This window comes from Peribacillus acanthi, assembly GCF_003073175.1.
In the GTDB taxonomy this organism is placed as follows: Bacteria; Bacillota; Bacilli; order Bacillales; family DSM-1321; genus Bacillus_BN; species Bacillus_BN acanthi.
On record NZ_QBBX01000018.1, the window covers coordinates 22,861 to 35,556 of the forward strand.

Genomic DNA, 12,696 nt, shown 5'->3' on the forward strand with positions numbered 1-12,696 from the left:
AAAAAAAAAAGACTGTCCCTTGAAATGCTACATTTACTCATTGGTAAAGGTAACTCCAACAAAACAGCCTTTAAGATTTGATTTTATTTTAATTTATAAACTCGAGCTTCCCATGGTCGTAAGGTAAACGATACTGGATTCTCTTTCTCATCAATTGAATCATAATTAGAAATGATAAGAGTGTAATCATCCCATGTTTCATCCAACTCAACTTCAAATTCTTGTTCTGAACTGGAGAAGTTTGTCGCCACGAGCCATAACTCATCTTGATAACGACGAAGATATGCATATATGTGTGGATGGTCCTCTAATAAAATTTCATATTTTCCATAGACCATGATTTGATTTTCTTTTCTTAATTGAATTAAACGTTTGTAATAATGAAAAACAGATTTTTTATCACCTATCGCGCTGTCGGCATTGATTTCTGTAAAGTTAGGGTTCACTGTCAGCCAAGGTGTACCCGTCGTAAATCCTCCATGTTCAGACGAATTCCATTGCATTGGGGTACGAGCATTGTCTCTTCCTTTTGCATAGATAGACGCCATCAATTTTTCAGGATTTTCCCCGAGTTGTTCCGTTTTTTCTTTGTACATATTTAAAGTTTCAATGTCTTTATAGTCTTCAATGGATGGGAACTTCACATTCGTCATTCCTAATTCTTCACCTTGATAAATATAAGGAGTACCCTCCATCATATGCAGGCAAGTTGCTAACATCTTCGCTGAAAGCTCACGATATTCTTCGTCGTTCCCAAAACGCGAAACCACTCTTGGTTGGTCATGATTATTCCAATACAAGCTATTCCAGCCTTTACCGTGCAAATTCACCTGCCACTTAGTTAGGATATTCTTCAGTTTCACTAGATTGAAGGGGATTAAATCCCACTTTCCACCTGGTCCACCGTCAATGTCCATATGTTCGAATTGGAAAACCATATTCAGTTCTTGTCGATCATCCCCTGTGTATAGGATACCTTCTTGAGGAGTGACCCCAGGCATTTCCCCTACTGTCATGATGTCATATTTCGAAAGAACTTCACGGTTCATTTCTTGAAGATAATCATGTATCTTAGGGCCGTTCATGAAGTACTCGTGTCCAGAGGCATATTTTTTCCCAGTTTGTGCGGGTGCGGATGGTAGTCCTTCCACTTTTGAAATGAAATTGATGACGTCCATTCGGAATCCATCTATACCTTTATCAAGCCAAAATTTCATCATCTCATATATTTCTTTCCTTAAGACTGGGCTTTCCCAATTCAGGTCTGGTTGTTTTTTTGAAAAGAGGTGTAAGAAGTATTCATTCGTTGCTTCATCATATTTCCAAGCCGAACCACTGAATACGGATTCCCAGTTATTCGGTTCTTCTCCCTCATGACCTGGTCTCCAAATATAGTAATCTCGGTAAGGATTGTCCTTAGATTTTCTTGACTCAATAAACCAAGCATGTTCATCAGACGTATGGTTCACGACCAAATCCATCATTAATTTGATGCCTCTCTCATGCATGCCAGCGAGCATTTCTTCCCAATCTTCCATCGTACCGAATTCATCCATGATGTTTCGGTAATCACTAATATCATACCCATTATCATCATTGGGAGATTGATAAACAGGTGAAAGCCAAACAACATCAATACCTAATTCTTTTAAATAATCTAGCTTTGATGTAATCCCTTTGATATCTCCAATTCCATCTCCATTGGAATCCATAAAGCTACGAGGATATATTTGATAAACGACGGCTTCCTTCCACCATTGTGTTCGCAATTTAGACACATCCTTATGTATTTTTCAGTTGCTTTGATTTTACTTCACTTTGTTAAAATACTATAATTTCAAAGTAATAACAATTAGGTGGGATTAATTTGAGCAATCGACAAAAACGAGATGAAAACCTTTTATTCATCGCATGGGGAGCATCGATTGTGGCCTTGTTCGGAAGTCTGTATTTTTCAGAAATCCGTCAGTACGAGCCTTGTGTCCTATGCTGGTATCAACGTATTCTTATGTATCCTTTTGCCGTAATTTTGGGCATTGCAACTGTGAAAAAGGATTTTGCAATCTCCTTTTACACGATGGTGCTTTCAGCAATTGGAATTATGATTTCTTTGTACCATTATTCTTTGCAGAAAATATCTTTCATTGCAGAGGCAGCACCAGCATGTGGTAGAGTCCCTTGTACAGGACAATACATAAACTGGCTAGGATTCATCACCATTCCGTTCCTTGCTTTTACTGCCTTCATCATCATTTTTACTTGTAGCTTACTTGTATGGAAAAGCCGAAAGGAGCAAAACAAATGAAAAAAGTATTAATATTTTTGGCAATCATCATTGTGTTGTTCGCAGGTATTGCGTATGTTACTAAGATGCAGAATTCAGTTAAATCTAAAGATAACCCATATGGCAAGGACACCTTGCACCCTGCGACAGCGGACCTCTTAGAGGATCCTAATTATCAAAATTTGATTTTACCTGACCAATTGGAAGAAAAACTGAACAGTAAAGAAGATTTGACAGTCTATTTCTTCAGTTCAACCTGTCCTCACTGTAAAGCAGCAACTCCAGTCTTAATGCCATTAGCCGATGACCTTGGTGTGGATGTAGTTCAATATAATCTTCTTGAATTTGAGCAGGGCTGGGATGACTTCGGCATTGAGTCTACTCCAACACTTGTACAGTTCAAAGATGGAAAAGAAGTTGCTCGAATTGTAGGAAATCAACCTAAAGAAGAGTTCCAGAGCTTCTTAGAAAAGAATACGAAATAATTAATGAGGGTAACTCGGTTTGGAGTTACCCTCATTTTTCATGCTCTTATTTCCACGCTAATCTTAATCTCAAAAAAAAGACAAACATTACACCACTAAAGGTGCATGTTTGCCTCTTAGATCAACATGGAATTAGCTGGTTCAGTGAATAGAAAGAAAGCCTCTTCCTTTCCCTTATCAGTAGTATGTAAAGAAGAATATTGGGAATATACTAACGGAATGTATACTCCAAAACTCTCCAATTGTTTCGTATTTCTTACATACAACTCTTCTAATGATTCATCATCTATGTTTGTTCCTACTTCTTTTCTCTCGATGATAGAGATGATGGTTTGCAAGCACGTCATGATTTGATAAGCTTCTTTTAATGTGCCATAGTAATAAGGACTTTTACTTGGATGCTGAAGGACGCCCATTTTTTCATAACATTGAATTTCCTTATCACTTAAATATCTTGGAAGAATGTTGGAATAAACATAGGATAAAAGAGTTGAAATCTCTTCTTCCTGCTCGTGAGTAGAAGAATATACAATCTTCACAAATACCCCACCTTTTAATTGGACCAATAGCCATTTTTGTTATATAACCTATCGACTTGCATGCGCTTGCAAAAAGAAACTGCCCCTTTTATACCGTTTGTCTTATTTGCTTTTTTTGCTGCATATTCCGATGAGTTTTAAATACTCTGTTTACCTTTTTTAGAATAACATAAATACTATAAAAGTAGGGTGGTAATTATACCCACCAACCACGTTTTATATAACTTTAGTCCCTTCAATTGTATATTTGTTTACAATAACTAGATACATTAGTAATCCACTAAAGGAAAATGACTGTAAAATTCATAGAAAATAGCTTAATTTCCTTATATTGGATATCTACTTTTTTAATGAAAGAAATAAATTTTTTATTTGAAGGAAGTGTATGCGTTGATTTCTTATAAAATAAGAGGCGATTACGCCGAGTTAACAGTTCCCAAAAAATGGGATAAATATAATTTGGAGAGCCTACTGAAAGACTACTGGAAAGCACCTAAGAAATTAGTACACGACTGGAGAATGAGCAAATCAATTTTAGTGAACGGTAATGTACCTAATTGGTTGGCTACCCTAAACGAAGGAGATCGAATTCTCTTTCCTTTCTTTACAGAAGAAAAACCTGAAGTAGAACCGACTTTTCATGAACTAGAAGTTCTTTACGAAGATGACCACGTTATTGTTATAAATAAACCAGCTGGCACAGATACACATCCTTCATCTCCTGAACAAAACCATTCATTATTAAATTATGTAGCATTTTATTGCCTATCTAACGGCGAGGTAAGGAAAGTTCGTCATATCCATCGATTAGATAAAGATACAACAGGTGCAATTTTATTTGCAAAACACGCTTTTGTTGGAAGTTTGCTCGATAAGATGTTAGAAGAAAGAAAAGTGAAAAGAACCTATTTAGCTTTAGTGCATGGCCATTTAAAACAAAAAAAAGGGACCATAAATCAACCGATAGGAAGAGATCGACATCACCCTTCCAGACGCCGTGTCTCGCCATCTGGACAAGCAGCTGTGACTCATTTCGAGAAGATTAAATACATGCCAACAGAAAACATGACACTCATTTCATGCCAACTTGATACAGGACGAACACACCAGATTCGAGTTCATTTAAGTTCCATTGGTCATCCTCTGGCAGGTGATACACTTTATGGTGGAATGCCGATATTTGAACGCCAAGCTCTACATGCTTTGACCTTAGAATTTATTCACCCTATTACAGAAGAGCCCATTAAAGTATATGCACCTTTCCTTGATCAACCTCCAATTTTCCCTAAAATGGGTTAAAATGAGGAACAAAAAAAACGATCCGTTACAATAGGATCGTTTTTTCCATTTATTAATGTGTCGTTTTTCTCATGCCTCTGAAAATCATGCTTAGTAAGAAAACGAAGATAATGGCACCGATTAATGCAGGGATTATTGCAAATCCTCCTACATCAGGACCCCAAGTTCCAAATAATAATGAACCTAACCATGCACCGATAAAACCTGCAATGATATTACCGATAATCCCGAATGGAACATCTCTTCCGATGATCATCCCGGCTAACCAACCGATGATTCCTCCCACAATTAATGCCCATAAAAATCCTAACATATTGAATTCCTCCTTTTTGATTGATGCTTAAAGCATTGTTATTATTGCTTGTGTTCTTAGTGTTATACTTTCCCGCAATATTAATTCTCGAAACCTAAAATATGTAGAAATAAATTTCATTGCAAGATGAATAAAGGTTATGTAGATTGGGTAAAGTAACAAGTTGTCCATGGAAATTATCTTAATAAAACGTGTTTCACCTTTTTATTTGATCAAAGCGTTTATCAATATATGATTTCCGGATTTTCATTAAATCTCTAATCTATTCTCCTATAATGTGGTTCTATATCATTTCTTAATAAACTAAAGAGGGAGCGACTTCGGCTCCCTCTCCCTTAAGATTTATTGAGTTAACCCTTTTTTGACCCATTCTGCTACTGTAATAGTGCGTTTCGCCTGATGTTTCACTGCTGCTTCTACATTTTCAACCATGTTTCCTTGTTGATCGACGGTCACGCTTGTTCCATAAGGATTCCCCCCTGCAGCAAAAGTAACTTGGTCTGTGTATCCAGGTGCAGCAATAATAGCTCCCCAGTGCATCATTGTCGTATATAAATGCGTAATGGTTTGCTCTTGACCTCCATGTGCATTGCTTGCAGAGCTCATGGCGCTTACGACCTTATTTGCTAATTTCCCTTTAAACCATAGGCCACCCGTGGTATCTAAAAATTGTTTCATTTGTGCAGGGACGTTACCAAACCTTGTAGGTATGCTAAAGATATAAGCATCTGCCCATTCTAAGTCATCTAACGTTGCAGTGGGAACATCTTTCGTTTCTTCCATATGTTTTTTCCAAGCCTCATTAGCATCGATAGCTGATTGAGGGGCTAATTCTGCTACCTTTAATACCTTTACATCAGCACCAGCTTCTTTCGCAGCCTCTTCTGCCCATTTTGATAATTGGTAGTTAGTACCTGTAGAGCTATAATAAATAATGGCTAATTTTACTGTCATGTTGTCTCTCCTTCATATTTTATTTACTATGGGTATATTCCCCAAAATAAATAAAAAAACACGACTAAACACAAAAACCACAGCCTTTCTGACTGTGGTTTTTACTATTAACTAGTATTAGAAATTAAAATTATCTGGGTCTGGACCGAATCGTGCATCCATATTTAGTGCATCAATTTGTGTCATTTCTTCTAAGCTTAATTCGAAATCAAAAATTTGCGTATTTTCTTCAATGCGGGAAGGCGTAATAGATTTCGGAATAATTACAGTTCCATGCTGAAGATGCCATCTTAAAATAACTTGAGCTGGAGATTTTGAATGCTTAGTTGCAACGTGATTAATCGTAGGCTCATCCAGTAATTTTCCTTGTCCGATTGGAGACCACGCTTCTACTGCGATTTCATGCTTACTGCAGAATTCACGAATTTCTACTTGTGATAATCTTGGATGTAACTCAATTTGGTTAATTACTGGCTTATGCTTTCCATGCTCGAGAATATCCTCTAGATGATGAACATTGAAGTTACTCACACCAATTGCACGAACCTTTCCATCTTCGTATAACTTCTCCATGGCTTTCCATGTTTCTATATATTTACCTTTTACTGGCCAGTGAATCAAATATAAATCAAGATAATCAAGACCTAAACGCTCTAAACTGTCTTCGAAAGCCTGAAGTGTTGTTTCATATCCTTGGTCACTATTCCAAACCTTTGTTGTGATGAACAATTCTTCCCTCGGAATCCCTGATTCCCGGATAGCTTGTCCTACACCTTTTTCATTCTTATAAATAGCCGCTGTGTCGATTGAGCGATAACCAACTTCTATTGCTTTTTTTACAGAATCAACCGTGGTTGCGCCTTCCTCTACTAAGTATACTCCAAAACCAAGCTTCGGCATTTTCACACCATTATGTAACGTTATTGTTTCAGTACTAACATGATTCATTTAACTTACCTCCTTATTTCTTCTATATTTTAGCATTTGGTAGCAATGTATCCTATAAATTTGCTTAACGCAAAAATGGGGCAGACTTACTACCGTCACACCCCTGTTTAACCATCCATTCATTGGAATCATTTACACATCAATTATGTGTCTTTTTCTAAGTACCTTATATTTGTTAAGGTGTTATATTCCCTGATTGATGTAGCCTTTTTAAGATCTGTTTAAAATCTTCTTCTGATATTCCTGGGGCAAATTCTTCTGGAAGGTCCGGCAAGTCAATGATTGGAGCACCTTTTGGGGTGCCTTCAAAGACTTGTAATGGCATTCCATCTTCAGGATGAGTTCCTTTCCAGATTTTCGTTACTTCTCGATAGTCTGTGTCACTAAATGTATATAGTCGTGTGTGTACACCCTGTTCCTCATATTTACGCGCATGCTCAAATTGTTTATTACTTAAATTTGGAACTGGTAACATTTTCTTCACATCAACACCTGTTGCAATTTCTAATGCCTTTGCATATGCAAGTACGTGCACACCACCTCGTACGAGAAGATAACCAATCATCTCCCGGGCAACCGGGTTATCCGTCATCTCATAAACCCTCATTTTATGGGTCCTTGCTCCACATTCTAAAAAGAAATTATGGAGTAAGTCTAATACCAAATTCCCGCTGTTAAAAACGTTATTCCCGGTCCACGGGTTGCCGGTCGAATCTCCTGGCAAACCTGTCTGAGCAGTCGCTATGAAATGATACGGATTCCCTTTTAACCCTTCACGTAAAGGCGTACTATCGGGATCGCCAGGATTGGTCGTTCCCTCTAGGCATAAATTTATAGTGTTGGTCACGAGCTCTACATGCCCGAACTCTTCAGCAGTGATGCTAGCCACTAAATCATAAAACGGCCGTAACTTATGTTTGTTTCGGAAATTAAAGGACTGAAACATATAGTTATTTAATGTGGACATTTCACCGAATTTACCGCCCAATAATTCTTGAACTACCTTTGCCGCTTTTGGATCCGCACTTTTGGGTCGTGGAAGGTCTATCAGTAATTTATCTATCCGTTTAAACAAAGCTGTCCCCCCCATACAGTGATAATATTACAATCTAATGTATGAGGGACGTTTTGCAAATATGAGTTTTAATATAGTTGTACAAGGGAATAACCCTTTAAAAGACGTATTTCCTTAGAATATTAAGGAATAATATAACTGCAATGACTGCCATAGTAATAATGAGATATTTCTCTTCTTTTTTCCCAAACATGAACTCACCTTCTTTACCTTTTTAAATGATATTCCCCGTTCTACTATGTGATAAGCTCAAGATTATTTTATATAAGGATTCACATAAAATTCGACGAAATGTTACAACAGTGTAAATTTTCAAGGATGCAACGCATGGTATGTTAATTTTATGTAAATTTTAATAGAAGTACCTTTCTTAATTTTAGATTTATGAGTACAATAATTCACGTTCATTCTTAATGGACAGGGGTCTTATTACAAAAATACATTTCTTGGATTGTGAGGGTTTTCTACAATGGTTTTCAAAAAAAAGGATAAGTTCGGTACCCTTCTTATTAGCATTTCAGAAAATTTGAAAGAAGCTGCTGATTATTTTGCAGATTATAAGCTAAACAATGTTAGCGACTTAAAAGTGTTCTCTGAAAAAATGAAGGATTATGAGCATAAAGCTGATTCTTACGTGCATGAAGTTATTTTAGAACTTAATAAAGCTTTCATTACTCCTATCGAGCGTGAAGATATTCTCCATCTAGCTATGAGCATGGATGATGTATTAGACGGACTAGAGCATTGCGCAGCATTATTTGAAATGTACTCTATTGTAAACGCGGACGAGTATATGTTAAAGTTTGTCGATGCAATCAGAAAAAGCACATATGAAATTGAAAAAGCAGTTGATTTACTATCTACAAAGAAACTTTTAGATATCCGTAACCATTCTATTCAAATCAAGGATTACGAATCAACTTGCGATGGAATTTTACGTCAGTCCATTAAAAATCTCTTCGCAGTAGAAAAAGATCCTATTCGAATCATTCAATTTAAAGAAATTTATGAAAACCTAGAAGAAATAGCTGATAGCTGCCAAACTGTAGCTAACACACTTGAAACTATCATAATGAAAAATGCATAAGGAGTCCTAATTACATGGAAACAGTATTAGTTTTAACCATACTAATAGTAATTGGCGCCCTTGCATTTGATTTTATCAATGGATTTCATGATACAGCTAATGCCATTGCAACTTCAGTTTCAACCAAGGCGTTAACGCCAAGACGTGCTATTATCCTTGCTGCAGTCATGAACTTTGTTGGTGCGATGACATTTACAGGTGTTGCCAAAACGATTTCAAAAGATATTGTCGATCCATTTACATTACAGAACGGATCACTTGTTATACTTTCAGCTCTAATCGCTGGTATCGCATGGAACTTAATTACTTGGTATTATGGGATTCCTAGTTCTTCCTCCCATGCAATCATTGGTTCTATCGCAGGTGCTGCCATTGCTTCTGCTGGATTTGGTGCGATTCATGCTTCAGGTTTCTTAAAAATCCTTCAAGCGTTATTAATTTCACCAATCTTGGCATTTGTAGTAGGTTTTATTGTTTATAGCATTTTTAAAATTGTGTTTAAAAATAATAATTTACCAAAAACAAATAAGCGTTTCCGTTATATCCAAGTAGCTACAGCAGCACTTCAATCCTATACACATGGTACGAATGATGCCCAAAAAGCGATGGGAATCATCACTATGGCATTGATTGCTAATGGCTATGCTGATACAACTGACATTCCTTTCTGGGTTCAATTCTCCTGTGCGCTAGCAATGGGTCTTGGAACTTCAGTCGGTGGTTGGAAAATCATCAAAACAGTTGGTGGTAAGATCATGAAAATCCGTCCTGTTAACGGTGTTGCAGCCGATTTAACTGGGGCAAGTGTAATTTTCGGTGCTTCTGCCCTTGGTGTTCCTGTCAGTACAACACACGTTATTTCCTCATCTATCCTTGGAGTAGGATCTGCTCATCGTGTGAAGGGTGTTAAATGGGGAACTGCTCAAACTATGTTGATTACATGGGTAATTACATTACCTATTTCTGCAACATTAGCTGGTTTAACTTACTTTATTTTAAATATCTTCTTCTAATAAAGAGCTCTTTTGGACATAAAGTTCAAAGGAGCTTTTTTTGTTCAATAAAAATCTGTTTCCTCTACATGAATTTGATAACAAATATATAGTAAAATGAAGTAAGTGAATGATTTTTTAAAGGAGCCATATATTGTGGATGAAAAGCAAAACAGTACGATATTTAAGGGGTTAAATGGTGACTTAGTTGAATTTGCTGATCGCGTCAGCGCAGTTCTAGGATGTCCCATTACCATAGAAGATGCTAATCACCGTTTACTTGCTTACAGTATGCATGATGACAGCACGGACCAAGCTCGCATCGCGACGATTATTGGGAGAAGAGTTCCTGAAAAAGTAATCAATAGCCTTTGGAGAGAGGGAATCATCCCTACATTGCTCAAACATCCTTCGCCTGTATTGATACCATCTATCTCTGAAGTCGGTCTTGGGAAGAGAGCCGCTATTTCCATACGTAAAAATAATGAAGTACTTGGCTTCATTTGGGCTTTAGAAACAACCAAACCTTTTACTGAACATGACTTACACTTCTTGGAGTTAGCTGCTAAAGAAGCAAAAAATCAACTCTTACAATTGCAAATGAGAAAAAAAAGAAAAGACGAGAGCTACCAAGAGTTTTTATGGAAGCTTTTAACTGGCCATTATGATGATGAAGCGGATATATATGAAAAACTTAATGATTATGGAATTGCTGTACCTGAAATATTTACGACGATTGTTTTTACCTTCCCAGAAGAAATCACTACAGAAACAGAACGAAATATTTCATATATGTTAACTACTACCCAAAAGGTAAAACCCTTGTTTTTCACCATCAATATCAATCACCTAATTGTGTTGGCTAGCCCTGTAAACTCTAGCCCCTTTCCCACCTCCATAAGTGATTTTATTAATGCGTTCATTTCACAAATGGAGACCCGTTTTAGTGTACGTGGCATCCAAGGGTCTGCAGGACAATCCTATACTAGTCTTTCTAAGGCGCAAGATACTTATCAAGAAGCTTTATACACGTTAAAAATCAAACGGATTTTCCCTGAAATAACAAGTGCGTTACACCTATATAGTGAGTTAGGCATCTATCAATACCTTGAATCCTTGTCCACAAACCATAGGCATGGAGCTGAACATAAAGGCTTAAAGAACCTAAAAGAATATGATACAAAGAATCAAACGGATTTAGTACGTACCTTGCACATGTATCTACAACATGATGGCAACCCTTATGATACAGCGAACAGTCTTCATCTTCATGTTAATACCATCCATTATAGATTAAAAAGAATTTCTGAAATCGGGAAAATTGAGTTAAAGAATCCTTTAGTTAAAATGGCACTTTTACTTGAATTATTGTTAGAGAAATTTATAGAAGCAAATTCAAAAAGAATGTAATCAGAATAGTGACTTCTAGAAGCATTTGTAGATTTCTACAAATGCTTCTTTTTTTATTTTTTCTTTTACACAAACAAAAAATGATGTCTCTTGCTTATACTTTTTGTACAAACTAAATATTATTCGCTTAATTGGAGGTAGTATTAAACATGCGTATTGGTGTTCCTAAAGAAATTAAAAATAATGAAAATCGTGTAGCTTTGACTCCTGCTGGTGTCGTTGCTTTTAAAAATGCTGGGCACGAAGTATATATCGAAACAAATGCTGGAATCGGTTCTGGTTTCACAAACGAAGCCTATATGGCTGCTGGAGCTGTAATCGTTGAAGAAGCTTCTTCTGTATGGGAAACAGCTGAAATGATTATGAAGGTTAAAGAACCTCTAGAAAGTGAATACAAATACTTCCGTAAAGACCTAGTATTATTCACTTATCTTCACCTTGCTGCTGAGCCTAAATTGGCTGAAGCTTTAAAAGAAAGTGGAGTATTTGCAATTGCGTACGAAACGGTAACAGTTAATAATACACTGCCATTACTTACACCTATGAGTGAAGTAGCTGGACGTATGTCAGCACAAATCGGCGCTCAATTCCTTGAAAAACCAAAAGGTGGAAAAGGAATCCTTCTTGGTGGAGTACCAGGTGTAAAACGTGGAAAAGTTACCATCATCGGTGGTGGGGTTGTAGGTACTAACGCTGCAAAGATCGCGATCGGTCTTGGTGCGGACGTAACAATCATTGACTTAAGTCCAGATCGTCTACGTCAATTAGATGATATCTTTGGTAATGAAATTACGACTTTAATGTCAAATCCATTCAACTTGGCACAAGCAGTTTCTGAATCTGATTTAGTAATCGGTGCTGTATTGATCCCAGGTGCAAAAGCTCCTAAGCTTGTTACAGAAGAAATGGTTAAATCTATGTCTCCTGGTTCTGTAATCGTTGACGTTGCAATCGATCAAGGTGGTATTTTCGAAACAGTTGACCATATTACAACTCACGATAATCCAACATACGAAAAGCATGGGGTTGTCCACTATGCAGTAGCGAACATGCCTGGTGCAGTTCCACAAACATCTACAATCGCATTAACGAATGTAACGGTTCCATTCGCTCTTCAAATTGCGAATAAAGGTGCAATGCAAGCGGTAAAAGATAACGCTGCACTAGCTAAAGGTGTAAACGTTGCTAACGGTTATGTAACCTATGAGGCAGTTGCTCGTGATCTTGGATATGACTATATCTCTGTAGAGCAAGCAATCCAAAACGCTAATGTAAATGCTTAATATAATAAATAATAAAGACTCAGTCCC

13 protein-coding genes are annotated in these 12,696 nt (G+C 37.0%); 7 read left to right on the top strand and 6 right to left on the bottom strand.

From position 1 onward, the window contains the following. Positions 1-83: 83 nt before the first annotated feature. Entirely contained in the window at positions 84-1,769 is a 1,686-nt protein-coding gene (locus DBX25_RS16240; RefSeq protein WP_108671844.1) for a glycoside hydrolase family 13 protein, read from the bottom strand. A 98-nt stretch (positions 1,770-1,867) separates the two neighbouring features. Here DBX25_RS16240 and DBX25_RS16245 point away from each other — a divergent pair, with 98 nt between their 5' ends. Both DBX25_RS16245 and DBX25_RS16250 read left to right on the top strand, forming a co-directional pair. Continuing rightward, positions 1,868-2,305, top strand: coding sequence for a disulfide oxidoreductase (locus tag DBX25_RS16245; protein WP_108671845.1), 438 nt, complete (start codon positions 1,868-1,870; stop codon positions 2,303-2,305). Beyond that, positions 2,302-2,769: a thioredoxin family protein gene (locus tag DBX25_RS16250; RefSeq protein ID WP_108671846.1), complete on the top strand. Its 468-nt coding sequence runs from the start codon at positions 2,302-2,304 to the stop codon at positions 2,767-2,769. The genes DBX25_RS16245 and DBX25_RS16250 overlap by 4 nt, the downstream gene beginning before the upstream one ends. A 116-nt stretch (positions 2,770-2,885) precedes the next feature. Here the strand turns inward: DBX25_RS16250 and DBX25_RS16255 are convergent, their stop codons facing one another. Next, complete coding sequence (locus tag DBX25_RS16255; protein WP_108671847.1) at positions 2,886-3,308, bottom strand: DUF5365 family protein; 423 nt, start codon at positions 3,306-3,308, stop codon at positions 2,886-2,888. A 390-nt stretch (positions 3,309-3,698) separates the two neighbouring features. Between DBX25_RS16255 and DBX25_RS16260 the strand changes: the two genes are divergently transcribed. Further along, positions 3,699-4,607: an RluA family pseudouridine synthase gene (locus DBX25_RS16260; protein ID WP_338066688.1), complete on the top strand. Its 909-nt coding sequence runs from the start codon at positions 3,699-3,701 to the stop codon at positions 4,605-4,607. A 52-nt stretch (positions 4,608-4,659) separates the two neighbouring features. Here the strand turns inward: DBX25_RS16260 and DBX25_RS16265 are convergent, their stop codons facing one another. The 4 genes from DBX25_RS16265 to DBX25_RS16280 form a co-directional block, all read right to left on the bottom strand. Continuing rightward, positions 4,660-4,920, bottom strand: coding sequence for a GlsB/YeaQ/YmgE family stress response membrane protein (locus tag DBX25_RS16265; RefSeq protein WP_108671848.1), 261 nt, complete (start codon positions 4,918-4,920; stop codon positions 4,660-4,662). A gap of 342 nt (positions 4,921-5,262) precedes the next feature. Next, on the bottom strand, positions 5,263-5,874 hold the full coding sequence (wrbA, locus tag DBX25_RS16270) for an NAD(P)H:quinone oxidoreductase (protein WP_108671849.1): 612 nt from the start codon (positions 5,872-5,874) through the stop codon (positions 5,263-5,265). 117 nt (positions 5,875-5,991) lie between these two features. Beyond that, positions 5,992-6,822 (bottom strand): aldo/keto reductase, encoded by an 831-nt coding sequence (locus DBX25_RS16275; RefSeq protein ID WP_108671850.1) that lies wholly within the window; start codon positions 6,820-6,822, stop codon positions 5,992-5,994. Positions 6,823-6,997: 175 nt separating this feature from the next. Further along, on the bottom strand, positions 6,998-7,897 hold the full coding sequence (locus tag DBX25_RS16280; RefSeq protein WP_108671851.1) for a manganese catalase family protein: 900 nt from the start codon (positions 7,895-7,897) through the stop codon (positions 6,998-7,000). A 469-nt stretch (positions 7,898-8,366) separates the two neighbouring features. On the opposite strand from DBX25_RS16280, the gene DBX25_RS16285 reads away from it, so the two are divergent. The 4 genes from DBX25_RS16285 to ald all read left to right on the top strand — a co-directional run bounded on the left by DBX25_RS16285 (position 8,367) and on the right by ald (position 12,669). Then, entirely contained in the window at positions 8,367-8,984 is a 618-nt protein-coding gene (locus tag DBX25_RS16285) for a DUF47 domain-containing protein (protein WP_108671852.1), read from the top strand. A 14-nt stretch (positions 8,985-8,998) separates the two neighbouring features. Then, positions 8,999-9,997, top strand: coding sequence for an inorganic phosphate transporter (locus DBX25_RS16290; RefSeq protein ID WP_108671853.1), 999 nt, complete (start codon positions 8,999-9,001; stop codon positions 9,995-9,997). Between the two features lie 135 nt (positions 9,998-10,132). After that, positions 10,133-11,386, top strand: coding sequence for a helix-turn-helix domain-containing protein (locus DBX25_RS16295; protein ID WP_240620367.1), 1,254 nt, complete (start codon positions 10,133-10,135; stop codon positions 11,384-11,386). A gap of 149 nt (positions 11,387-11,535) precedes the next feature. Next, positions 11,536-12,669, top strand: coding sequence for an alanine dehydrogenase (gene ald, locus DBX25_RS16300; RefSeq protein WP_108671854.1), 1,134 nt, complete (start codon positions 11,536-11,538; stop codon positions 12,667-12,669). Positions 12,670-12,696 lie beyond the last annotated feature (27 nt).